Annotated in this window: 21 protein-coding genes and 1 pseudogene; 2 read left to right on the plus strand and 20 right to left on the minus strand. The window is 62.3% G+C overall.

Features of this window, described 5'->3' with window-relative positions; all coding sequences use genetic code 11:
* The 16 genes and pseudogenes from NGM99_RS09980 to NGM99_RS10055 form a co-directional block, all read right to left on the minus strand.
* Window positions 1-138 (minus strand): annotated as a pseudogene (locus NGM99_RS09980) (xylose isomerase); the annotation flags it as partial.
* 47 nt (window positions 139-185) lie between these two features.
* Window positions 186-986: a 3-methyl-2-oxobutanoate hydroxymethyltransferase gene (locus NGM99_RS09985; protein ID WP_252818497.1), complete on the minus strand. Its 801-nt coding sequence runs from the start codon at window positions 984-986 to the stop codon at window positions 186-188.
* Window positions 987-1,011: 25 nt separating this feature from the next.
* Window positions 1,012-2,232 (minus strand): NAD(P)/FAD-dependent oxidoreductase, encoded by a 1,221-nt coding sequence (locus tag NGM99_RS09990; RefSeq protein WP_252819180.1) that lies wholly within the window; start codon window positions 2,230-2,232, stop codon window positions 1,012-1,014.
* A 31-nt stretch (window positions 2,233-2,263) separates the two neighbouring features.
* Window positions 2,264-2,578, minus strand: a complete 315-nt coding sequence (locus NGM99_RS09995) for a MocE family 2Fe-2S type ferredoxin (protein WP_252818499.1) — start codon at window positions 2,576-2,578, stop codon at window positions 2,264-2,266.
* A 71-nt stretch (window positions 2,579-2,649) separates the two neighbouring features.
* Window positions 2,650-3,756, minus strand: a complete 1,107-nt coding sequence (locus tag NGM99_RS10000) for a fatty acid desaturase family protein (protein ID WP_252818500.1) — start codon at window positions 3,754-3,756, stop codon at window positions 2,650-2,652.
* 117 nt (window positions 3,757-3,873) lie between these two features.
* Window positions 3,874-5,049, minus strand: coding sequence for an aldose 1-epimerase family protein (locus NGM99_RS10005; protein ID WP_252818502.1), 1,176 nt, complete (start codon window positions 5,047-5,049; stop codon window positions 3,874-3,876).
* A gap of 28 nt (window positions 5,050-5,077) precedes the next feature.
* Window positions 5,078-5,866: an ATP-binding cassette domain-containing protein gene (locus NGM99_RS10010; RefSeq protein WP_252818504.1), complete on the minus strand. Its 789-nt coding sequence runs from the start codon at window positions 5,864-5,866 to the stop codon at window positions 5,078-5,080.
* Complete coding sequence (locus NGM99_RS10015; RefSeq protein WP_252818506.1) at window positions 5,863-6,867, minus strand: ABC transporter permease; 1,005 nt, start codon at window positions 6,865-6,867, stop codon at window positions 5,863-5,865. The genes NGM99_RS10010 and NGM99_RS10015 overlap by 4 nt, the downstream gene beginning before the upstream one ends.
* A gap of 58 nt (window positions 6,868-6,925) precedes the next feature.
* Window positions 6,926-7,861, minus strand: a complete 936-nt coding sequence (locus tag NGM99_RS10020) for a sugar ABC transporter substrate-binding protein (RefSeq protein ID WP_252818508.1) — start codon at window positions 7,859-7,861, stop codon at window positions 6,926-6,928.
* Window positions 7,862-7,886: 25 nt separating this feature from the next.
* Window positions 7,887-8,801, minus strand: a complete 915-nt coding sequence (locus NGM99_RS10025; protein ID WP_252818510.1) for a sugar phosphate isomerase/epimerase family protein — start codon at window positions 8,799-8,801, stop codon at window positions 7,887-7,889.
* 27 nt (window positions 8,802-8,828) lie between these two features.
* Window positions 8,829-9,917: a Gfo/Idh/MocA family protein gene (locus NGM99_RS10030; protein ID WP_252818511.1), complete on the minus strand. Its 1,089-nt coding sequence runs from the start codon at window positions 9,915-9,917 to the stop codon at window positions 8,829-8,831.
* Between the two features lie 32 nt (window positions 9,918-9,949).
* Complete coding sequence (locus tag NGM99_RS10035; protein ID WP_252818512.1) at window positions 9,950-11,008, minus strand: ABC transporter ATP-binding protein; 1,059 nt, start codon at window positions 11,006-11,008, stop codon at window positions 9,950-9,952.
* Between the two features lie 3 nt (window positions 11,009-11,011).
* Window positions 11,012-12,106, minus strand: a complete 1,095-nt coding sequence (locus NGM99_RS10040) for an ABC transporter ATP-binding protein (protein WP_252818514.1) — start codon at window positions 12,104-12,106, stop codon at window positions 11,012-11,014.
* Window positions 12,103-13,047, minus strand: a complete 945-nt coding sequence (locus tag NGM99_RS10045; protein ID WP_252818515.1) for a carbohydrate ABC transporter permease — start codon at window positions 13,045-13,047, stop codon at window positions 12,103-12,105. Before NGM99_RS10045 ends, NGM99_RS10040 begins: the two co-directional genes overlap by 4 nt.
* A 2-nt stretch (window positions 13,048-13,049) precedes the next feature.
* Window positions 13,050-13,910 carry a carbohydrate ABC transporter permease gene (locus NGM99_RS10050; protein ID WP_252818517.1) on the minus strand — a complete coding sequence of 287 codons (861 nt, stop codon included), beginning with the start codon at window positions 13,908-13,910 and terminating at the stop codon, window positions 13,050-13,052.
* Window positions 13,911-14,012: 102 nt separating this feature from the next.
* Complete coding sequence (locus NGM99_RS10055; protein WP_252818519.1) at window positions 14,013-15,620, minus strand: extracellular solute-binding protein; 1,608 nt, start codon at window positions 15,618-15,620, stop codon at window positions 14,013-14,015.
* Between the two features lie 339 nt (window positions 15,621-15,959).
* On the opposite strand from NGM99_RS10055, the gene NGM99_RS10060 reads away from it, so the two are divergent.
* Window positions 15,960-16,982: a LacI family DNA-binding transcriptional regulator gene (locus tag NGM99_RS10060; RefSeq protein WP_252818520.1), complete on the plus strand. Its 1,023-nt coding sequence runs from the start codon at window positions 15,960-15,962 to the stop codon at window positions 16,980-16,982.
* 123 nt (window positions 16,983-17,105) lie between these two features.
* Window positions 17,106-17,618 (plus strand): hypothetical protein, encoded by a 513-nt coding sequence (locus tag NGM99_RS21745; protein ID WP_252818522.1) that lies wholly within the window; start codon window positions 17,106-17,108, stop codon window positions 17,616-17,618.
* Between the two features lie 47 nt (window positions 17,619-17,665).
* Here the strand turns inward: NGM99_RS21745 and NGM99_RS10070 are convergent, their stop codons facing one another.
* The 4 genes from NGM99_RS10070 to NGM99_RS10085 all read right to left on the minus strand — a co-directional run bounded on the left by NGM99_RS10070 (window position 17,666) and on the right by NGM99_RS10085 (window position 22,325).
* Window positions 17,666-17,947: a curli assembly protein CsgF gene (locus NGM99_RS10070; RefSeq protein WP_252818524.1), complete on the minus strand. Its 282-nt coding sequence runs from the start codon at window positions 17,945-17,947 to the stop codon at window positions 17,666-17,668.
* A gap of 81 nt (window positions 17,948-18,028) precedes the next feature.
* Window positions 18,029-18,631 carry a hypothetical protein gene (locus NGM99_RS10075; protein ID WP_252818526.1) on the minus strand — a complete coding sequence of 201 codons (603 nt, stop codon included), beginning with the start codon at window positions 18,629-18,631 and terminating at the stop codon, window positions 18,029-18,031.
* 85 nt (window positions 18,632-18,716) lie between these two features.
* Entirely contained in the window at window positions 18,717-19,121 is a 405-nt protein-coding gene (csgH, locus tag NGM99_RS10080) for a curli-like amyloid fiber formation chaperone CsgH (protein WP_252818527.1), read from the minus strand.
* 72 nt (window positions 19,122-19,193) lie between these two features.
* Window positions 19,194-22,325, minus strand: coding sequence for a beta strand repeat-containing protein (locus tag NGM99_RS10085; RefSeq protein ID WP_252818529.1), 3,132 nt, complete (start codon window positions 22,323-22,325; stop codon window positions 19,194-19,196).
* Window positions 22,326-22,521: the final 196 nt, after the last annotated feature.

Here is a 22,521-nt window from a genome sequence, read left to right on the forward strand (position 1 = left end):
CGCAAAGCGCAAGTGGTCCTCCATCCGCTTGCCCAACACCACCTCGTCCTTGTTGTAGAAGCGGTAAGCCAAAGGATTGACGCTGTCTGGACCCTCATACCGGATGGGAGAGAGGTCGGTGAAAAAAGGTGCTGTCATGACTGTGCTCGAAACATCGATATGTGGGAAATGGCTGGGACGGAGGATCAGTTCGCGTCGAGTTGGGCCTGGAACTTCTTCAGCTCCTCTGGCGCCATCCGCACGATGTGCTTGTCTTCCGGATAGGCTTTCGTGTTCACGTCGGCGACGAATTCGGAAAAGGCGGCGACGCGCTCCTGCTGGAGCCGGTCATATTCGGCCGCGAAGTTGCGGTAGACCTTGGAATGGCGCGGCATGTGTCCGCGATTGGTGCCTAAGATGTCCTCGGCAAAGAGATACTGGGCATCGCAGCCCGTGCCCGCTCCCATCGAGAGCATGAAGAGCGAAGTGCGCTGGGAGATGGCTTCCGCGACCTCGACGGGCACGACCTCGATCTCGGCGCCGAAGGCCCCGGCGGCTTCAAGCTGGCGCACGGCCTGCAGGATTTCCACCGCACTCTCCGCCGTCTTGCCGACGGCCTTCCAGCCGCCCGTCCATGTGCGACGCGAGGGGATCAAGCCGACATGGCCGATAACGGGCACGGATTCGTCCGCCATCCGCTTGATGGTCGCGACACTCGCGCTGCAATAAACCGCGTCGGCACTGGCTTTCAGCATGCGGAACGCCCAGCGCACGAAATCGTCGGCCGTGCCGATCTCGAAGAAGTTCTCGCCCGGCATGGAGAAAAGGCTGGGTGCGGCGTCGCGATATTGCGGGTCGAGCAGGAGGTCCGGCGGGATGGAAACGATGTCGATCCCGGCGCGCTCGGCGGCTTCCGCCTCCTCCAGCGTCATGACGCGCAACATGGTCAGCTGCTTCTTGCCTTTGATCGCGCGCAGGTCAGCAATGGTTGGCCGTTGACGGCTCATGTGTTTTCCTCCCCTCGAATTGCGCTCAAGCCGCCAACAGCGCCTTGAGTTTTGTATCCGGCGCGGCCAGCCGCTCAGGCGGCGGACAGGCGCGCTTGGCGATCAGCATTTCGGCAAGCCTGATGTCGCGCGCGACCGCGTTACCCGGACCGATACCGGAAGCTGCCACGAGCCGCCCATCGACTGCCAGATGAAACAGGATGAAGGCCCCCTCGCCAGTGTCGCGTCGCACGGTCTGGCTCCCCTCGTCGGAAAGGCCTGCGATCTGCAGGCCAAGCTCGTACTGGTCCGACCAGAACCACGGCACGGCTGTGTGCCCCTCATGGCCGCCGAGCATGTTCCCAGCGGCCAATGTGCCTTGTTCTTGCGCATTGCGCCAGGCTTCGAGCCGGACGCGCCGGCCGCCGTAGAGATCGAGCACGAAGGAGCAGCAGTCGCCCGCCGCAAAGATATCGGGATCGCTTGTGCGCAGCTCGGCATCCACCGCGATGCCGTTTTCGATCGCGAGCGCAGCCTGTTCGGCGAGTGACATGTTGGGCACGGCACCGATGCCGATCACGCAAAGATCAGCCTCGACTGTTGTGCCGTCCGCGAGACCGATCCGCACGCCGTCAGGGCCATGCTCAATCGTCGCGATGCTGCTGCCGGTGCGGATTTCGACGGCGTGCCTCACATGCTGGGCATGCACGGCTTCAGCAATTTCCGCCGGCACGGCGCGCGCGAGGATGCGCGGCAGCGACTCCACGACGGTGACAGGGCAGCCCAGACGGCGAGCCGACGCTGCCAGTTCGAGCCCGATGAAGCCGCCGCCGATGACGGCCACGCGTATGCCGCGCTTGAGATGGGCGCGGATCGCCAGCGCGTCATCGAAGGTCCGCAGATAAACGCAGGCCTCGATACCTTCGGCGAGGGGCAGCCGACGCGGCGCGGCACCGGTGGCGAGCAGCAGCTTTTCGTAAGGCACGTGCGCACCGTTGGAAAGCGCAACGCTTTTCGCCTGCCGGTCGAGCGCGACTGCCTCGGCACCGCTCATCAGCACAATGTTTCGCTCTTCGAGCATCTCGCGCGAAGCGATGAGTTTCGGTGCCGGCTCGTCAGCGCCGGCGATGGCGTCCTTCGATAACGGCGGGCGCTCGTAAGGGAGGTGCGTCTCGGCGCCGATCAGCGTGACGGAGCCCTCGTGACCACGCTCGCGCAGGCTCAAGGCTGCACGGATGCCGCATTCGCCGGCACCCACGATCACCATTCCCCTCCCCTCGCTCAACGCCCCCGCCCCTTCAGCCGACGTCGATCATGACGCGACCGCCCTCGACCTTGACCGGATAGGTCTTGAGGTTGACGCAGACCGGCGCGCCCTTGGCAGCCCCCGTCTTGTAGTTGAAGCGCCCATTGTGCTTGGGGCATTCGATGATGTCATCCATCACCAATCCATCGGCCAGATGGATCTTCTCATGCGTGCAAAGCCCGTCGGTCGCGAAATACTCGTCATCGGGCGAGCGATAGATGGCAAAGGTGCGGCCTTCGTGGTCGAAGCGGATCACATCCTCCTCGTCCACATCGTCAGCCCCGCAGGCTTCGATCCAGCCGGCCATGGAAGTCCTCCCAGACAATTTTCTCAGATGGTGTGCGGGGGCGGGTTGCCGCCGCACGAAAGCCGGCCGGTTTATTCTGCTGCGGCAGCCAGTTCGAAATCGTGGAACTCGCCGCGATAAGGCCTCGCCGTCAAAGGCAGCTCGCGGCGGAGGTAATGATCCTCGTAGCGCAACTGCTTGAGCAGCACCGGCCAGACTTCGCGGTAGGCATGCCACATCGAAGGGTTGGGCTCAGGCAGGTCGTGCTTGATCATCGCGTGCAGCCTGGGCAGCGCATGATAGGGCACCATCGGGAACATGTGATGCTCCACATGGTAGTTCATGTTCCAATAGATGAACCGGCTGATTGGGTTCATGTAGACGGTGCGTGTGTTGAGCCGGTGATCCGTCACATTGTCCGCCAAGCCGATATGCTGGAGCAGGCCGGTCAGCACCATGTGCCAGCTGCCGTAGAGGCGCGGCAGGCCAATCAGCATGAGCGGCAGGAACGACCATGTCGCGAGCGCCACGGCGATCGTCGCGAGGTAGATCGCCACGTGGCAGCGCGCGGCTATGACGGCCTTGTTGAACTCCATTTCCGGCACGTAGGTTTTTTCTTCCGCATTCAGCCCGGTAAAAGCCTGACGGAAGAGACCCGGCAGCGAATAGCGAAAATCGAGCAGGCCGGTGAACATCAGTGCGGCCTTGAGCAGGTCCGGCGGACGCATCACGGCGATCTCGGCGTCGCGGCCGACGATGATCGTATCCGTGTGATGGCGCGCATGGCTCCAGCGCCACGTCACCGGATTGCGCATCAGCATGAAGGACGCGATCTGGTAGACAACATCGTTCATCCAGCGCGTCTTGAAGGCGGTGCCGTGTCCGCATTCATGCCAGCGGGAGTCGGATGCCGAAGCGTAGAAGACGCCGTAGACGAGAAAGAACGGCACAGACCACCAGCTGCCCCAGAAGTAGATAGCACCGGCTGCAGACAAAAGCAGGACGCCGAGCCAGATTGCCGTATCGCGTATGGCCGGACCATCCGAGCGCTGCATCAGCGCCTTCATTTCCTTGCGCGCGATGTCGGTGTGATACCACTCGGCAGCTGCCAAGCCGCTTTCCACGGCCTCGCGCGCGCTGACGCCGACTAGGCTGTAGTCCCGAACTGTTTTGGCCCTTTGGCCTTCAGCGATGCTCATCCTCGCCTCCCGATGGCGCCAGAGCGCCTTAGTCAATCGTTGACCGACATATAGCCGATGCGCATAATCCCATCAACAAATATCGCAAATAACTTCTTTTAACATCAAAAAACATCATCATGGGCGGAGGTCGGCGAACTTTCCGGAGGGCTCTGGATAGGGCTCCTGTGGCTGCGCCTCGATTCTGGCAATAGCGGCGCCCGCCTCGGCGATCTCCTCTGCACCGTCGAGAATCCTGAACTCGGTGTCGTAGGCGCGGGCCTCGCCATGTTCGAGCCAGATCATCTCGCCCCGTTCGCGTGCGGCGAGGTCGCCTAGAACATGATGGGTCGAGGGTTCGATGCCGAGTGCGTACTGGCCCGCCTGGAAGTTCTGCCACTCGTATGCGCATGGAAGCTGATCCTTGCGCGTCGTCACCTGAAAGCCGAGGCTGAGCTGATCGTTGATGATGGCTACAGGCACCCGCCCTTCGCTGTCCGCGGCCATTTCGTGCTGCCAGACCTGCTCGCGGAAACCGAGCCTGGGCCCCGAAAGCGTGCAGTAGCCCACCCCTTGCCGCTCATACGCGTCGCCCGCATGCGCGGCCCAGACGACATCCCTGATCGGCGCCACATAGCGGCTACCCTCGTCGAGCAGTGGATGGCCGACATTGACGTGATAAAAGAACATATGCGGCGTCCGCGCGAAGCCGTGATTGACGACCCGGTCGCGGATGCGGATCGTGTTGCGACCGACATCAGCCTCGATGCGGCGCACCAGATGCAGGTCCTCGCCGAACACGGCCGATTGCTGGACCGTGCCTTCCGCCCAGAGCACGCATTCGTCGCCGTTCCAGGTTTCGCCATAGCCGGTCAGGCGGGCCGGTATCGTGCTGATCCGGCCGTGCAGCGAATGGGTGACGCTCGGCTTGCCTGGATAGTTGTATTCATCCGCCGGCACTTCGCCGGGTCCGAGGATGTGGTCGAGCCCGCAGGTGACGAGCAGGCCCGAGAACGACCGCGCCCAGGCAAGCCCCTTCTCGCCTTCATATTCGTGCAGGCCGGGGTGGCGGAAGCCGGAGGGCGAATGCCATCCGATCGCCTGACCCTTGAACTCGCAATCGGCGATGTCGAGCGCGCGATCGATGAGCGCGGTGAAGCGGAGGCCCGAGCCGGTGCGGAATTCGAGCATCCGGATGCCGCGCTCGACGCCATCGCCCAGCACCATCAGCCGCACGCCCGCGAACTGCGAAAGCATGCCCGAACGTTCGGCGACCTCGCGGCGTGAAAGTGTCTGGCCGAAAAGCTTCACCATGGAGCCGTCATCTCGATGCGCCTGCCATTCAATGTGCTGCCGTATCCTTCGCGAGCGTGGACGCATCGACGCCCATGATCAGTGCCTCCACCGAAAGCAGGTCGGTGTCGACGACGTTGCGCTCGGCCACCACCTCGCCGCGCCGCATGACGACCACGCGGTCCGCCACCTGGAACACGTGATGGATGTTGTGGGTGATGAAGAGCACACCGTGGCCCGCCGCACGCACTTCCCGCACGAAGCGTAGCACGCCGTGGGTTTCCTCGACGCCGAGATTGTTGGTCGGCTCGTCGAGGATGATGAGCTTGGCCGCGAACTGCATGGCGCGCGAGATCGCGATCGACTGCCGCTCGCCGCCCGACAGCGTGTTGACCAGCACATCGGCGTCCAGCTTCTTGGAAATGCCGACCCGCTTCAGAAGCACCGTCGCGGCCTGCCGCAGTGCCGTGAAATCGAGCGGCGCGAACACACCGAGCCAGGGAAGCGTCACCGGTTCGCGACCGAGAAAGAGGTTGCGCGCGATCGACAGGTCTGGCGCGAGCGAGGTGTCCTGATGGATGGTCTCGATGCCGAGATCCATCGCGTCGCGCGCATTGCGGATCGAGGCCCGTTGCCCGCGCACATGGATTTCCCCGCCATCGAAAGGATGCACGCCGGAGATCGCCTTGATGAGGGTCGACTTGCCTGCGCCATTGTCGCCGAGCAGCGCCACCACCTCGCCTTCGCGCAGGACCATCGACGCGTTCTTGAGCGCGTGGACATTGCCGAAAGACTTGCGGACCCGGTCGAGCCGCAGGATTTCCGCGCCCGCGCTCATCGCCGGAAACTCCGCTTCTGGATGAAGGCGTGCAGGATGAGCATCACAAGGATGATCGCGCCCACGAAGATGTTGAAGGCGAGCCCCGGCACGCCGACCAGCACGATGCCGTTGCGGATGGCGCGCAGCATCACGGCGCCGACGATCGTGCCAAGGATCGTGCCGCGCCCGCCGGTGAGTGCCGTGCCGCCCACCACCACCATCGCGATCACTTCGAGCTCGTAGCCTGTGCCCGCGACTGGTGACGCGGCCGAAATGCGGAAGGCGCTGATCATGCCTGCGAGGCCTGCCAGCACCGATGTCACGATGAAGAGCCCGATCTTGACCGCATCGGCCGGCACGCCGCGAGCGACGGCCGCGTTCCGGTTCGAGCCGATGGCGCTGATCCAGTTGCCAAGCTTGGAGAAGTTCAGGATGTAGGCCGCGAGCGCCGTAAGTGCGATGAACCACCAGAGCGAGGTGTAGAGCCGCCATGGCCCGAGCTCGAAGGAGTCCGCGAGAAGCGTCACGAACACGCCCGGTTGGTCCCATGATTTCAAGGGAAAGCCCTGGGTGATGTAGAGCGCCACGCCGCGCACGATCATCAGCATGGAAAGCGTGACGAGAAAGGACGAAATGCCGATCTTCGTCACGATCAGCCCGTTGATCGCGCCGATCGCGATGCAGACAAGGAGACCGATCGCCAGGGCCGTGCCGATATCGACCACGCCGTTCTGCGCCAGAAGCATCACGATGACCGGCCCGAGCGCAAAGGTCGCGCCGACCGAAAGGTCGAACTCGCCTGCCGTCAGAAGCAGCGTCATGCCGAGCGCGATGATGCCGAGCTCGGGCAGAAACGCCATCATGTTGGAGATGTTGAGCGGCGACAGGAATGCCGGCCGGGCGAGCGAAAAGCCGACAAGGACGATCGCCAGGATCACCAGCGAAGCGATTTGCGGCGAGCCCGCCAGACCGCGCCAGCGGCTGGCAGGTTTGTCGAAAGGTTGGATGAGAACAGTCATCGCATGATCCGCCTGAGCGGGTACTGCCGTGCCATCACGGCCGGCAGCCACCACCCGGTCACTTGTTGTAGAGCTTGAGGATCGGCTCGACGCTGGTCTTGTCGTAGAGACTGAAGGTCAGCACGTCATAGCCGATGGGCTCGCCGGACGCGGCGAGGTTGAGGAGCGCGACCGGCATGAAACCTTGCGCCGACGGATACTGCCAGGCGGCCGCGTTGAAGTAGCCTGCCTTCACCGCCTCCGCCGTTTCCTTGGAATTACCCCAGCCGACCACGGGAATCGTGCCCGGCTTGATGCCGGCATTGTCGAACACCTGACGGACCGCAGCCGCCACCGAGTCGCCCAGCGCGATGATCGCCGGAGGATTGTTGGCGAGCATGTAGTCGCTCATCTTGGCGATGATGCCGGCTGGATCGGTGCCAGCATCCACCACGTCATAGGTGATCTTGAGCGGATCGAAGACGCTCGCGATGCCGGAGGTCTCGAGTTGCTGGTAGCTGGCGCCGGGAACCTCGACGGGCAGGAAGACCTTGTCGCCTTCCTTCACCAGCTTGTTGTCCACGAGATATTTGGCCCAGATTGCACCGGCCTGCGTCAGGTCGGCGCCGACATAGGCCTGTCGGCCGGTTGCAGGGTCGTCCGTGTTGAAGAAGACGACCGGGATGCCTGCATCCTTGGCCGCCTTTACTTCGGCGTTCCAAAGGCCGGGCTGGGCCGAGGTCGTGCCGATGCCGTCCGGCTTGGCAGCGATCGCCGAGTTGAAGGCCTCCTTCTGGGCCGCCATGTCGCCGCCCGAGAAGGAGATTTGACAGTTGGCGTTGAGCTGCTCGCAGGCGCGCTGGGCGCCCGCGTTCCAGTCGAGCCAGAACGCATCGGACGGCCCGCCATGCGACAGCAGGTAAAAGGTCTTCTTGGCTTCCTGCGCATGGGCCGGCATGCTCAGGGTCGCACACGCCAGCAGTGCCGCGCCCGCCAGTTTCAGAACCGTCTTCATCGTCCTTTCCTCCCTTTTGGCTTTCTCAGAGACCGTTCTCGCGCAGCTTGCCGTCGAGGAACTTCTTGGCGCGCGGCACGTCGTCCTCGGACAGGTGCTCGATGATCATCGGAATGTTCGGGTGCTTCTGGGCGAGCCGCTGCAGATAAAGGTCGTAGTTGAGCGAACCCAGGCCCGGTGCCGGCAGCTCGATCTCGCCGACACCGCGGAAGGTGTGGCTTTCGAGGGCATCGGCATCACCGATATCGGCATGCTTTTCCGACTTGTCGTCGCCCGAACGCTTCACGTCCTTGGCGTGGGCGATTCTGATCTTGTCGGACAATGTGTCGAAGACCTGATTGAGGATCTGGTCCATCCGGTCGATGTTGTGGGTCTCGAAATAGTTGGTCGGGTCCATCAGGAGGCCGAGGCCCGGATGATCGACCTGCGCGAACATCTTCACCGTTTCTTCGACGGAGCCGACGACGTTGTTCACATAGGTCTCGAGCAGGAACACCGCGCCATGGTCATAGGCTTCCTGCGAGAGCTCCGAGATCACCTTGCGGCACTCTTCGAAGCCTTCCTCCGTCTTGTTCTTTTCGTGGTGAACCCAGTCGGACTCGGTGTTGTAGGTGCCGGTTTCCGAGATCACATAGGGCGTGCCGAAATGGCGGGCGTTGCGGATGATCTCCTTGAGATAACCCACGCGCTTCTCCCGCTCCGCCTTATCGGGGTGGATGATGTTGGTGTAGCCCGAGATGGCACAGATCGGCAGGTGGTGATCGCGGAACACGTCGCGCACCTTCTTCGCCTTGTCGGCCGTGATCTGCCCGGCCGAAAGATCCACATCCTTGAAGTGGAGGTCGAGCTGCACGGTGTTGAAGTTGAGCGCGCGGATCTTCTGCGCGGTTTCCTCAAGGCCATACGGAAAATAGCCCGTGAAAATGCCGGCTTGCATCATGGGTGGTGTCCTCCCCTTAAGTGTCAGTCAGTTCGTGGTGATTTCGGAAAGCTTGACCGTGCGCCCCTCCGCGATCGAGCGGTATCCCGCTTCGACCAGCGCCATGGTCTCGACATTGTCGGCGACCGATAGTGCGGGAGGCTCGCCGGTCTTGATGGCGTGCTGGAGCTGTTCCATCACGCCGATAAAGGCGTGCGGGAACCACATCGTGTCCCATGTCGGCGTGACCCATTCCCCGCCGGTGGTTTCCGTCGAGGCATAGGAAAGCGTCGAGGCCTCCCCCGTCGGCCAGCCGATCGTGCCCTTGGCGACGCCCTTCGTGCCATCGACGCGCCAGCGAATGTGCTGGTCGTCCTTGTAGCCTTCCTGGCGCGGACCCGACCACACATCCTCGAGCGACACGGCGAGCGCACCGGAAGCAAAGCGAAGCGTCGAAACGGTGATGCCGTCCGAATGCGCAAATGTGGTGCGCGGGTCCTGCCGCGTCTGGGTGGTGATTTCTGTGGGCTCGCCCAACAGGAAGCGCAGCACGTCGAGATGGTGCACGCTCATGTTGGAGAGCGTCAGCCGGTCATAGTCCTGCAGGAAAGGCTGCCAGTGCGGGATCGCATGCATGTCGATCTGCGCGAACACGATCTCGCCGAGCGCACCAGAGGTGATGATCTGCCTCAGCACGCGCATCGACTGGTCGTAGCGCATGTTCTGGTTGACCGAGAGCACCTTGCCCGCGGCTTTGGCTTCGTCGCGCAGCTTGATGGCTTCCTCGAGCGAAAGCGCCAGCGGCTTCTGCGCGAGGATGCCCTTGATATGGGGCGCCTTCAGCGCCTTTCGGATCAGCTCCGGTTGCTGGTCCGGCGGATAGGCCAGGTCGATAATGTCGATGCTTTGGTCAGCGATCAGTGCTTCGGGCGTGCCGTGAACCGTGGGGATCCCCCAGCGCTCGGCGACCTTTTCCGCATTCGCACGCGTGCGTGAAGCGATGGCGCCGACCGTGAAGCCGGCTTGCTTGTAAGCCGCGAGATGGCACTCGGCCATGATCATGCCGGCCCCGATGGCGCCGATCCGGTATTCGTTGGTGCGAACCGTCACATCCGGCTCGAAACTTGTCTCCGCCATCTGACCCTCCCGCTTCATTACCGCCGCGACATTCATCGAAGCGCCCCTCCGCCCTGACTGAAAAAGTGGATCTTGTTGGCATCGCAGGAGAGCGAAACCAGCGCGTCCGGCGCGATCGCCGGCTGGCCCCGCATGAGCGCGCGAAGCCGTGTTTCGCCAGCCGCCAATGTCACCACCGTTGTGCCGCCGAGCGGCTCGACCTCGAAGACGCGTGCCGGACGGCCGCTTGAGCCATCCATCCAGGGCGCAACCTTGAGGTCTTCGGGCCGCACGCCGATTTCGGTGGCGTCCGCCGGTGTTGCGGTATCCGGCAAACGGATCGTGCCCTCTGCTGCTTCCAGCACTCCGCTCCCACGCACCGAGCGCAGAACGTTCATCACCGGCGAGCCCAGAAGGCGGGCGACATAGGTGCTGGCGGGGCGGTCGTAGATTTCAGCAGGCGCGCCGATCTGGCGAATGGCGCCCGCTTCCAAGATGGCCATCCGGTCGGCGACCGACATCGCCTCTTCCTGATCGTGCGTCACGTAGATCAGCGTCTTGCCGAGCTCGCGCTGGATGCGCTTGAGCTCGACACGGGTTTCCTCGCGCAGGCGTGCGTCCAGCGCCGAGATCGGGTCGTCCATGAGATAGGCGGCCGGATCGCGGACCAGCGCACGCGCAATCGCCACGCGCTGCCGCTCGCCGCCCGACAGATGCGCGGGTGACTTGTGCAGGATGTGAGTGATGTGAAGTGCCTCGGCGACATCGGCCAGGCGCCGCTCGATCTGGGTGGCAGGCACCTTCCGCTCCACGAGCGGAAAGGCGACGTTCTCGCGCGCCGTCATGTGCGGAAAGAGCGCGAGGTTCTGGAACACCATCGCGACATTGCGGGCGGCCGGCGAAACCGCATTGACGACGCGTCCGCCGATCAACACCTCGCCGCTATCGGGCGTTTCCAGCCCGAGGATCAGCCGCATGATGGTGGACTTGCCCGAAAGCGGGGGACCGAAGAAGCAGAAGAACTCGTTGTCCTCGACGGTGAAGCTCGCATCGTCCACGGCGAGCGTGTCGCCATAGCGTTTGGAGACATTGCGGAACGCGATCTCGGCCACCGATCACCCCTCCGCCATGACCGCGCGGCCACTGCCAGCGTCGAACACGCGGACCGACGCCGCATCGGGCACGAGCACCAGCGTTTCGCCGACCACGGCGCCCGCATCGTTCTCGAACACCGCCTTCACGCTCCGCTCGCCCTCGCCCAGATGAACGATCGTTCGCGCGCCGATGCGCTCGACAAAAGAAACAGGCATGGCGAGGCCGCGGCCGTCTACCGAGCGCGTCACCTGCTCCGGACGGAAACCGTAGAACACCTCTCCGTTCGAGCCGCGCAGTACAGCCGCGATCCCTTCGGGCAGCGGCGGCGAGATGCCGAGCGGGCCGAGATCGATCACCAATCCGCCATCGCTTTCTGCCGGGCGGCCGGGCAAAAGATTCATGCCGGGCGCGCCGATGAAGCGGGCCACGAAGAGGTTCGCCGGATTGTTGTAGACGTCGAGCGGCGCGCCGACCTGCTGGAGCACGCCATGGTCCATCACTGCGATACGGTCGGCCATGGTCATGGCTTCGAGCTGGTCGTGGGTCACATAGACCATGGTTTGTTTGAACTCGCGCTGGAGGTGCTTGAGTTCGGTGCGCATCACCGCGCGGAATGCCGCGTCCACATTCGACAGCGGCTCATCGAGCAGGAAGATCGCCGGCTCCATGATGGCCGACCGCCCTATCGCCACGCGCTGCAGGATGTTGACCGACAGCCGGTTCGCTTTTCGGTGGAGCAGCGGCGTGAGCTGCAGGAGTTCGGCGACCGCGCCCACGCGCCGGTCGATCTCGCTTTTTGGCGCGCCGCGCATCCGAAGCCCATAGGACAGGTTCCCGCGCACCGTCATATGGGTGAAGATCGCGTAGTTCTGGAACACGAAGCCGACGCCGCGCCTGCCCATCGGCACGCCGGCCATGTCGCGGTCGCCAAACAGGATCTGACCCTCGCTCGGCTCTTCCATGCCGGCGATCATGTTCATGGTGGTGCTCTTGCCGCAGCCCGAGGGCCCGAGCAGCGCCATGAACTCGCCATCGGCGATATGAAGGTCCATGGTTCTCAGCGCGGTGAAGGGGCCGAAGCGCTTGACGAGGTTCTGGAGGTGGATCGCGCTCATGCCGCCAGCTCCCGCGCCTTTGCCATGCGCTTCATGGCGAACACCGCGACCACCGACAGGACGACCAGGATCGCCAGCGCGATGGCCGCGACATAGCCCCAGATCAGGTCCTGCGTGGTGACCTTGTAGACATAGACGGAGATCGTCTCGGTCGCGACACCGGGTCCGCCGCCGGTCATGATGAAGAGCGTGTCGAAAATCTTGAAGTTCTCGATGACGCGGATCGCGAGCGCGATGATGATGATCGTCTTCATTTTGGGCAAGACGATCGTCGTGAAGCGCTGCCAGGCATTGGCGCCCAGCAGGGTCGCGGCCTTTATCTGGTCGTCCGGCACGCCGACGAGGCCGGCGAGCAGGATCAGGAACATCAGGGGTGTCCACTGCCAGATATCGGCGATGACCACCGCGATGAAGGCGAGCGTCGGGTCGGACAGCCAGGCGATGGCGACTGTCCGCCCCGTCAGGGCCGACAGGATGTCGTTCACCGGGCCGCCCGACTGGAACAGCATGAAGAACATGTAGCCCGCCACCGCCGGCACCACCATCATGGGCATGAGAAGGATGGAGTAGAAGACGCGCTTGCCGGGAAAGTCGTCGGCGAACAGGGTCGCGAGTGCGAGGCCCAGCAGGAATTCGGCGGGCACGCAGATCACCATCACGAGCGCGGTGCACCAAAGCGCGCTCCAGAAGCGGGTGTCGGCGGCAAGGTCGGAATAATTCGCGAAGGAATTCCAGAGCTCCCACGCATTCCACCACTCGACACCCGAAAGCGGCGCCCAGTCGGAGAGACTGATATAGAGCTGCATCAGAAGCGGAAACACGGCGATGAACAGCACGAGGATCTGCGCGGGCAGCGTCAGCCTGAAACCGAGGCGCGCGCTTTCGTTCTCGGGCTTATCGGCGGGAACCGCGGGCGCAAGCGTGGAGGGAAGCGTTGCCATCGTCATTGCTTCAGCGCTCCGAAGGTCAGCCCGCGCACGAGGTGACGCTGGATGGCGATGCCCATGATCACGGGCGGCACGGCCGCAATCAGGCCGAGCGCTGCCTTCGCGCCGTAAAGCTGACCCGTCATCGAGGACGAGAGCGAGGCCATGTAAACCGGGATCGTCACCCATTCGCGTGTGGTGAGAAGAAGCGCGATCAGATAATCGGACCAGTTGAGGATGAAGACGAAGAGCGCCGCACTCGCCAGCGGCGCGCGCATCATGGGCAGCGTGATACGGGTGAAGACGCGCCAGCGCGAGCAGCCTTCGACCAATGCCGCTTCCTCGATCTCGCGCGGCATGTCGTCGAAAAAGGTCTTCATCAGCCAGAAGGCGAAGGGCAGCGTGACGATGCCGTAGATCAGCGCCAAGCCCCACCAGGTGTCGATCAGTCCGAGAAAAGCCCACATGATCATCACGGGGATCATCACGGCCATCGGGGGAAAGAGGCGCAGCTGGATCAGTGCCAGCGGCAGGTTCTGGCCCGAGCCGAAGCGTGACAGGCCGTAAGCGGCCGCCGTCCCCGCCCCCATGGCGATGGCGGTGCCGAACACCGCCGACAGAAGCGAGGACAGGATCGGTTTGAGCGCCGTGCGGTCGAGCGCCACGATAAGGTTCGAGGTGGATTCGCCGAAGATGAAGCGGAAATTGTTGAGCGTCGGCTCCTTGGGCCACCATGTCAGCTCGGCGCCGGTGGCCGACCATTCGCCGATCGGCTTGAACGCCATCGACACCATCCAAAGGATCGGAACGAGCGTGATCGCCAGCGCCAGTAAGATGGCGGCATAGCGGAAAAGCTCGAAGGGAACGGACCGTTTCATCTGGCAGCTTTGCTGGAGTGACGGAGGCTGGAGAGGCATGCTCGCCCAGCCTGCAACCGGAGCGTCACGCTCAAAGGTGCGCCGCTCCGCTGTGGCATGAGATCAACCGATCGCGTCGGTGACCGTGGGCCAGGCTTCCTTGTTGCTCTTGATGGCATCGAGGATCTTTTCCTCGCCCGTTCGCCTCACGATGCGCTTCCACTGCGTTTCGACGTCGGCCATCGCCTCTTCGGGCGTTTTCGCCTTGGTGAGCGCCGCGACGAGGTTTTCGTCGAGCGCATTGTGGAAGGCCGTGGCTCCTGGATAGTTGATGCTCGGCACCGTGCGGGCCACCGTCTCGCGCACCACGTCCATGTGGTAGGCATGGTAGGTTTCGCGCACCAGCGGGTCGGCGAAATCCGACAAGCGGAACGGGTCGAAATAGCCGCCGGGATTGGCGGTCATCCAGGCATAGATGCGCGCCGAACCCAGCCACTGCAGGAAGACGTAGCAGAGTTCGGGATTCTTGGCCTGCGAGGAGACGGAGGCCGACAGGTTGAGCCACAAGACCGAGCGGCTGATCAGCTTGCCGTCGACCTCGCGGCCCGGTGGCAGCATCGAACCGATCTTGCCGGTGACCTGGCTGTCCTTGTTGCCGGCATTGTCGAGGAACTTCGGCAGGTTGGAGAACGCGCAGGTGAGCGCCGCCCCGCCCTTCGCGAAGTTACCGTACTGTTCGGGCCAGCCCCATGAGATCGCATCGGGCGACTTGTAGGCGAGCGAGTCGACGTATTCCTTCGTGGCATTGATGCCGGCTTCGGAATTGATAAGCGGGCTGCCGTCATCGCCGAACAGGAACTGGTTCGGATTGCCCATCGAAACGAAGCGCTGGTACCAGTTGGTGTAACCCCAGCCTTGGTTGCGGATATCGGTGGAGCCGAGGAGCCCTTTGTCGGGTCGGTGGAAGAAAGCCGAGACCTCGTCGAGCTGCTTCCATGTCTTCGGCGGCGCCAGATCGTAGCCGTATTTGCCCTTGAAGGCCGTCTTCTCGGCCTCGTCGTTGAACAGGTCAGTGCGATAGACCCAGGTCTGGAAGTCGCCATCGAGGGACACGCCATAGGTCGAGCCGCGATATTGGTTGAGCAGCGATACGCCCTTCACACCATTGACATAGCCGGTCTCGGGTGCATCCCATTCGGGCTTGTGCTTGGCCACGAAGTCGTCGAGCTTCAGGATGCCGCCGGTTTCGGCGAGATCGCCCAGGCGATTCCATTCGACCGCATAGATGTCATAGGCCCCACCCTTGGTGGAGATGTCCTGCATCGTCTTGGTGAATTCTTGGCCGTTGGGAACGCCGACGATGTCGAGCGTGATGCCGGTTTCCTTTTCCCAAAGGTCCTTGATCGAAGGTGCGCCAGCCGGGAAAGGCTGGGTGAGCTGGCCGATCGAGCCGTCGGACAGGCCGAGCACGATGCGGTCGGCACCCGACGCCTTCAACGCCTTTGCGGCCTCGACCGCGCGCCCCTCGGGCGTGTCGGGACCGTATTGATAGCGCTCGGCTCCATTGAAACCGGTCGGCCCGCCGACCATGCCGGGCGCCAGCGCATCGGCGGCGAAAGCACGGCCGGGGCGGATGAAGCTGGGTGCAATTCCAATGGCTGCCGTCAGCGCAGCCGCGTTCCCCCCCGACGCCAGCAATTGGCGCCGCGACAAGCGGATTAAGTCCGACATCGATTTCCTCCCTCAAGAACGGCTCCTCAACCGCTCTCGGAGGGATAATGATGACACATCGCCGATGATGTCAACATCAATAAATATCATATTGCATCATTAACAGTCAGAATGGGCCATGTTTTGGCTTCCATCGTTGCCTCGAAGGGCGGCAGATCTCCGCCTTTCAACGCGCTCAGATGTTCAAAACTCTTGTCTTTGCAGCTTTTGATTGTCGACGAGCTTGCATCACCCGCATTATGCAAGCCATCAGTTTACATCAGAACGGCATTGGCCTTGCGATTCGAGGGCGAGACCGGGATCGCAAAGGTTTCAATGAGCAGGTGGGGTGAGAGGATTGTGCGCGCAACACTGACAGACGTTGCCCGGGAAGCTGGCGTGTCGGCCGCAACCGTCGATCGGGTACTTAACAACCGATCGGGCGTGCGCAGCCGCACGCGGGAAGTCGTGATCGAAACCGCCCAGCGTCTCGGCTACATCGCCGATGAAACACCGGGTTCGGTCCGCCCAACCTCCATGCCGACTGAAACCATCAGGCTCGACTTCGCCCTGCCTGCAGGCACCAATATCTTCATGCAGACCCTTCGGGCTGAACTGGAAGAACAGGGCGCACAGCGCGAAGGGGTCGAGGTTCACGTCGAAGCCATCGAAGGCTTCGACCCCGCAGCACTCGCGCGAACCCTGCAGGACCTCAAAGGCAAGACCCAGGGCGTGGGCGTCATCGCGCTCGACCACCCCGTGGTGCGCGAAGCCATCCGCGCGCTTTCGGCAAGCGGCGTCAAGGTCGTCACCATCGCCTCCGATATCCTGAACGTCCCACGCGCAGCCTATGTCGGCATCGACAACCGCGCGGCCGGCCGCCTCGCTGGCTATCTCGTCGACCGCTTCGTCCGAACCCGCCCCGGCAAGGTCGCGCTGTTTGCCGGCTCGCTTGCCTATCGCGGCCATGAGGAGCGCGAAATGGGCTTCCGCCACATTCTCAACGAGGAAGCGCAAGGCCTGCGCATCGTCGAAATGCGCGAGATGCTGGACGACCGCGAAAAGGCCTACGCGGAAGCCTGTGCGCTTCTCGACCGCCATCCGGATCTCGCCGCCATCTACAATGTCGGCGCCGGCAACAGCGGCATCGCGCGCGCCCTTCGCGAACGCAATCGCCAGCAGGAGGTGGTCTTCGTTGCGCACGACCTGACCGACAGCACCAAGGCGCTTCTGCTTGATGGCACGCTCGATGCCGTCATCGACCAGAACCCCCGCGTCGAAGCCCGGGAGGCACTCAACATCCTCATTCACGACATTCGCGGCCTGCCCTATGACGGCCACCCGCCCCGGCTCCAAGTCATATTCAAGGAGAATATACCGTGATTGAACGACGGTGGCTGTTCATCGCGAAGATGGGCCTAGCCCGCATAAGGCACTACCAGTGAGACGCGCGGATCGAAGCAGTTCGATCGCTATCCGCTGCGCTGCGAACCTGCGGGACCCTAAGTGCATCGATTTATTGCTCGCGAACTTCAAATTTTACAGTTTGAGGAAATCGAGTCGAAACCAAGCAATTTAGCCGATAATTTCGATATTATTGCTAGAACACCTCCAACAGGAGGCCCAATGAAAAATACATCTCTGGTCGCATTCGCATCGACTCTGCTGTTAGGCATTCACTCCGCCCATGCGGAAGATTTCTCTTCAGCATATATTTCCCAGATTGATACCTCAAGCTTCAGTAGATCGGTGATTTCGACACAGGATATCATGAAGCCTGCCTTCGAAGTGACCTCCAGCCTCCGCGCCCTCACACCGAGCAGTGGCAATCTTGGGCTGGTCGATCAAGTCGGGGAGTTCAACGCTTCATCGATCATGCAGTCAGGGTCCGGCAATGTCGGCCTGATTCGGCAGATCGGCGCTTCGAACACCGCTTCGATTCAGCAATTCGGCATAGGTCACGCCGCAATGGTCGCACAACAGGGGCGCGGCAATGTTGCGATGATCGTCCAGCATTAGACGGACGACGACAAAAAAAATGGCCGGTTCGAGCCCGGCCATTTTTATTAATTACCTGTCGTCGTTGGAGTCCCCGGCACGGTTGGCTGGGGGGTCGGCGTCGGCGTCGGTTGCGTGACGCCACCAAAGTCCGGAAAGTCGATCGAAAAACCGGGCGAACTGCTGGAATCGTCGGCTTGTGCCGTCGCCTGCGAAAGCAGCCAGTTTCCATTGAGCGGATCGCCGCCGAGCGATGGATTGACCGGGCGATAAACGAGCTCCGAAGCCACTGCGCTTCCCGCACCCGCCATGGTGCCAGCGAGAACCAGGCCCATCATCAAACGACGCATTGTTTCACTCCCAATTTCCAAATCACGATAGCCGAACGCGCGTGCTCCGCAAGCGCAGCCGGTCACTTCCCTGCCGTAAGGTTACTTCGGGATCACATACATGCGGCCCGGCACGATGACCACGGTGGTGTTCTGAAGCCCGCGCAAGCCGGTCGGCATCAGGTAGCGACCCGATTGTGGAGTCTGGATCGCGAGAACGTTCGAGTTCTGCGAGTCGCGCACGTCGAGTGCGCCGGCGAGATCGTTGCCCGCCTGCAGATAGGCGACGTTGTTGTCGTTGCCCGACACACCGACCATCTGGAAGTTGCGATTGCCCTTGCTCGCTTGGAGCACGTTGTTGTTGGTCCCGCCCTGCACGAGAAGCAGCGCCGAGTTCGCGCCCTCGATCGCCTGTACCGCGCGGTTGTTCAAGCCGGACTGCTGGATCAGCGACAGGCTGCTTGTTCCCTTCACGGAAGAGTTCGCGGTGTTGTTCTCGCCGATCTGGGCGATGTTGGTGGTGGTCTGCGCCTCTCCGTTCACGAAAGGCATGATCGGTTGCATCAGCGCCGAAACCTCAGCCGTGGCATTATCGGAATTGCGGACCAGAATATCCTCGGCTGATGCCGGAACAAGTGCGAGCCCGATGCTGAGCGAAGCGGCTGCAACGAGGCTCTTCAGCGCTATCTTTCCGGTCTTCGACATCGTCATCCCCTTAATCTCTAGCGCCTTGGCGCCGAAGCTGGTGCCGCTCCCCAGCAGCCCGGGCCGAATTACTATTCTCGCCGCGTCAGGTCCTGATCTCGGGCTCTCCGAGATCGATCTCCTTCGCGAGCCGGCAGAGCGGCTTGCCATCGGTGGCCGTCACCGTCATCTCAACCGAAAGCTTGGCCGGACGGTCCACCGCCACCGTTCCACCCAGCTTTCCGCCGTTGAAATCGCCCGACTGGGCCGAAGCGCTTGTGCCCGAGGCGGACTGCTTCTTCACTGCGAGGCTGAAGTGCCCCGAAAGTTGTTCCGACGTTTCGATGAAGGGCCGAAGTACGGCGATCTCATTTCTGCCTACCTGGACGCCGCATGCCGAGATGCGGCTGTCGAGGCTTTCACCCGGAATGATTTGCTCCTTCATCGAAGCGTCGTCCGCCTGGGCGGCAAGGACAATGGCGCTGGCGAGGATGTTTGAAATCCAAGGCATGATGCCGATCCTGATCGCTTGAGCGGGGAGGAAAGTGGGGCGCGCCATCCGACACGCCCCACCCTTAGGTGCTTACTTCTGCGAGACGATGGCGACGTTGCCGCGCCCCTGCTGGAAGACGACCGAGTTCTGGCCGCTGTTGCTCTGGGTGACCGAGGCGTAGTTCGCCACGCCGCCTGCGCCGTCTTGGATTACCAGCGAGTTGTTGGACGAACCCGACTGGTTGACCAAGGCGTAGCTCAGTTCGCCGGACTGCAGGACGGTCGAGTTCTGGCCCGCACCGGTTTGCGAGATGAGAGCGCCCGACTTGTCGGCAGCCTGCACGATCAGCGAGGACGAACCGAGGCTCGCGACTTGCTGCGTGGTGGCGAAGTTTTCGTTGCCGCTCTGGATCGTGGCCGCAAGATTGGCCGCACCGCCCGACTGGGTGGTTTCAGCATAGTTCTTGTTACCGTTCTGCAGAACAGCAGCAGCAGAGGCTGCCGTCAGCGACTGCGAGGTCACTGAGCCGTTGCCCTTGCCGTTCTGGACCGTGCCGGCAATTGCGCCGATCGTGCCCGACTGGGAGTTGATCGACGCATTGCCGTCACCGATCTGCACGGTTGCAGCGAGCGAGCCCACTGCGACCAGCTGCGAGTTGGTCGCGAAGTTGCCGTCGCCGGCCTGGACGATGCCAGCGGCAGAGGCGGTGGTGGGCAGGCTTAGCGCAGGTAGTTCGGGCAGCGTACCCTTCGGCAGATCAGCAACATTGCCATTGATCTTGAGAAGCGTCTGACCAACTGGGTCAGGTGTACCTTTCTTCGTGGGGATGCCCAAGAAAGGCTTCGTACCACTGTTGAGCCGTGTAACCAGCGCCACATCTCCGGAATAGTTAACCTTCTCTGGAATAAAGACCTGCCCAACCTGACTGTTGCTGGCAAAATTGTCGTTGCCGAACTGTGCAACGGCAGCCACTGAGTCAGTGGCAGGTGCCGCATCGGTACCGCTTGCTTTGATTGCTCCCCACTCGACATAGGTAGTGGAACCAAAGATTGGCAGAACCGCCACTTGTCCGCCCTTGCTCAGTTCATAGCTGACAGTCTGGAACTCACCCTGCGTGTTGAACGCCTGGTTCCGGCTGCCCGCCTGAAGCACGCCAGCCGTCACGCCCGAGCTCTTCGCCTGCTGTGTGTTGACCGCGAGGTTGCCTGCACCGAACTGTGCGATGGTCGCATCCGAGTCGATCACGCCGAGTTGGTTGTTGAAGGCTAGATTGCCGACACCACCCTGCAGGATCAACGCCGAGAGGTCGCTGCCCTTGGACTGCGTGTTCCAGCCGCCATTGTCTTCGCCGAACTGGACGATCGTCGCATCGGCCGAACCACCCACGCTATCCTGCGAGTTCTGACCGTAGTTGTCGACGCCACCTTGGATGATCAATGCATCAGCGCCGTTTCCGGCGAGTTGGATGTTCACGCCCTCATTGTCGGCACCGAACTGTGCGATACGGGCCTCGTTGAAGGTGCCTTCCGACTGGTTGTTGGTTGCCGTGTTGTCGGCACCGAGCTGCAGAACGTCAGCGGCGTTCTTGGTGCCGCCCGACTGCAGGTTGGTCGCCACGTTGTCCACGCCGCCCTGAACGATGCGGCCCTGCTTATCCGAGCCGCCCGTCTGAAGGTTGAAGCCCTCATTGCCGAAACCGAGCTGGACGATGCCGGCTGCGTTGTTCGAACCGTCTGCAATCTGGATGTTCGTGCCCTTGTTGCCGGCGCCGAGCTGAAGAATGTCGGCGGTGTTCGAAGTGCCTTCGCTCTGAAGGTTGAAGCCGGTGTTGCCGACGCCACCCTGAACGATATTGGCTTCATGGCCAGCGAAACCGGTCGAACCCTGATAGTCCATCTGCGAGTTGGTTGCAGTATTGTCTGCACCGACCTGCAGGATGCCGGCCTCGTTGCCATTGCCCGCACTTCCGCCTTGACGACGCATATTCGTGCCGGTGTTGTTCGAGCCGAACTGCGCGATGTTCGAGACGTGGCTCGTGCCGCCTTCAGCCAGGTTGAACGCCTTGTTGTCCTCGCCGCCCTGAACGATGTTGGCTTCCGACAGCTGCCCATCGTCCTGCGAGTTGACGGCAAGATTGCCTTCACCCAGCTGAAGCACGCTGGCCGACTGGTTGAGGTTGTAGCCGTTGTTGTGGAAGCCACCGGTCTGGCTGTTGTAGGCTTGGTTGTCCGAGCCAAGCTGCAGCGTGCTGGCGGTGTTGCCCGCGCCACCGTTCTTGCCGCCCGACTGAGTGTTCACCGCCGTATTGTGGATGCCGCCTTGAACGATCGTCGAGGAAAGGTTGCTTGCCACCTCGCCGGAGATGCCAGCGTCCTGCGCGTTCACCGCGAGATTGCCGGCACCGAACTGCGTGATCGAGGCGCCGGAATTCTTCAGATTGGCCTGAGTGCTGTAGGCTTCGTTGCCATTGCCGACCTGCAACGTGCCGGTCTTTGCGGAAGCAACCTTGGTCTGACCACTGGCAGCGACATTGTCGCGGCCAAGCTGCAGCACATCCGAGCGAGCGTCCTTCGAGTTATCCTGCGTGCTGTCTGCGCCGTTGTTCAGGCCGACCTGCGTGATGTTGGCGCGCGAGTCGTTCGAGTTCGTTTGACCGACTACGGCAACGTTCTTGCTGCCGCCCTGCATGATGCCGGAGAAGTTCGCATCGCCGCCCGTCTGGGTGTTGAAAGCGAAGTTGCCGACCGTGTCGAACGGATTGAGCTGAATGATGCCTGCGTCGTGGCCCTTGGCGCCCGGTGCCGTCTGCTGCTCGTTCTGTCCGAAGTTCTGGTAACCGCCCTGGAAGATCGTGCCGCGATTGTTGTCGCCCGACTGCAGGAACTTGTTGACTGCGTTGCGCTCGCCGAACTGTGCGATGCCGGCCGTGTTGTGACCAAGCTGCAGGAACTGGTCGCCGACGAAGTTGTAGCTGCCACGCTGCATCACGCCGAGCGTGTTGGAACCATTCTGCGCTGCAGCGGCGGCGCCATTGGAAGTCAGAGGCGCGAAGACGTTGGCCGTGCCGTACTGATAGATGAAGCCTTCGTTAGAGCCGACCTGGCCAAGATAGGCATAGTTGCTGTTGTCGCGCTGTCCAATGAAGCCTGTATTGCCGGCAGCATGAGCCGCCCCGGCAAGCGTCACCAGTGCGACGCCAGCCAGCAAGCTGGAACGTAGCATGAGTCTCTCCCTCAAACTTTCAAAAAGCAGAGCAACCCCTTGCCCTGCCACCCCCACGCCGACACCCCGTCAGCGCGTTAACAACTCAGCAACTATCATCGGCAGATTGAATGACGCAAGGGAAATAAGTTACCGAATTCTTAATTGGTAAACTGCTGTTGAGAAATCAGGTCGATCGTCAAAATCCAGAGATCGG

The organism is Mesorhizobium liriopis (genome assembly GCF_024053505.1).
Classification (GTDB): domain Bacteria; phylum Pseudomonadota; class Alphaproteobacteria; order Rhizobiales; family Rhizobiaceae; genus Mesorhizobium_B; species Mesorhizobium_B liriopis.

Bases quoted from the DNA above. Each gene is read 5' to 3' on its own strand.
- NGM99_RS09985 (WP_252818497.1), bottom strand. From the start codon at position 986: ATGAGCCGTCAACGGCCAACCATTGCTGACCTGCGCGCGATCAAAGGC.
- NGM99_RS09990 (WP_252819180.1), bottom strand. From the start codon at position 2,232: ATGGTGATCGTGGGTGCCGGCGAATGCGGCATCCGTGCAGCCTTGAGC.
- NGM99_RS09995 (WP_252818499.1), bottom strand. From the start codon at position 2,578: ATGGCCGGCTGGATCGAAGCCTGCGGGGCTGACGATGTGGACGAGGAG.
- NGM99_RS10000 (WP_252818500.1), bottom strand. From the start codon at position 3,756: ATGAGCATCGCTGAAGGCCAAAGGGCCAAAACAGTTCGGGACTACAGC.
- NGM99_RS10005 (WP_252818502.1), bottom strand. From the start codon at position 5,049: ATGGTGAAGCTTTTCGGCCAGACACTTTCACGCCGCGAGGTCGCCGAA.
- NGM99_RS10010 (WP_252818504.1), bottom strand. From the start codon at position 5,866: ATGAGCGCGGGCGCGGAAATCCTGCGGCTCGACCGGGTCCGCAAGTCT.
- NGM99_RS10015 (WP_252818506.1), bottom strand. From the start codon at position 6,867: ATGACTGTTCTCATCCAACCTTTCGACAAACCTGCCAGCCGCTGGCGC.
- NGM99_RS10020 (WP_252818508.1), bottom strand. From the start codon at position 7,861: ATGAAGACGGTTCTGAAACTGGCGGGCGCGGCACTGCTGGCGTGTGCG.
- NGM99_RS10025 (WP_252818510.1), bottom strand. From the start codon at position 8,801: ATGATGCAAGCCGGCATTTTCACGGGCTATTTTCCGTATGGCCTTGAG.
- NGM99_RS10030 (WP_252818511.1), bottom strand. From the start codon at position 9,917: ATGGCGGAGACAAGTTTCGAGCCGGATGTGACGGTTCGCACCAACGAA.
- NGM99_RS10040 (WP_252818514.1), bottom strand. From the start codon at position 12,106: ATGAGCGCGATCCACCTCCAGAACCTCGTCAAGCGCTTCGGCCCCTTC.
- NGM99_RS10045 (WP_252818515.1), bottom strand. From the start codon at position 13,047: ATGGCAACGCTTCCCTCCACGCTTGCGCCCGCGGTTCCCGCCGATAAG.
- NGM99_RS10050 (WP_252818517.1), bottom strand. From the start codon at position 13,910: ATGAAACGGTCCGTTCCCTTCGAGCTTTTCCGCTATGCCGCCATCTTA.
- NGM99_RS10055 (WP_252818519.1), bottom strand. From the start codon at position 15,620: ATGTCGGACTTAATCCGCTTGTCGCGGCGCCAATTGCTGGCGTCGGGG.
- NGM99_RS10070 (WP_252818524.1), bottom strand. From the start codon at position 17,947: ATGCGTCGTTTGATGATGGGCCTGGTTCTCGCTGGCACCATGGCGGGT.
- NGM99_RS10075 (WP_252818526.1), bottom strand. From the start codon at position 18,631: ATGTCGAAGACCGGAAAGATAGCGCTGAAGAGCCTCGTTGCAGCCGCT.
- csgH (WP_252818527.1), bottom strand. From the start codon at position 19,121: ATGCCTTGGATTTCAAACATCCTCGCCAGCGCCATTGTCCTTGCCGCC.
- NGM99_RS10085 (WP_252818529.1), bottom strand. From the start codon at position 22,325: ATGCTACGTTCCAGCTTGCTGGCTGGCGTCGCACTGGTGACGCTTGCC.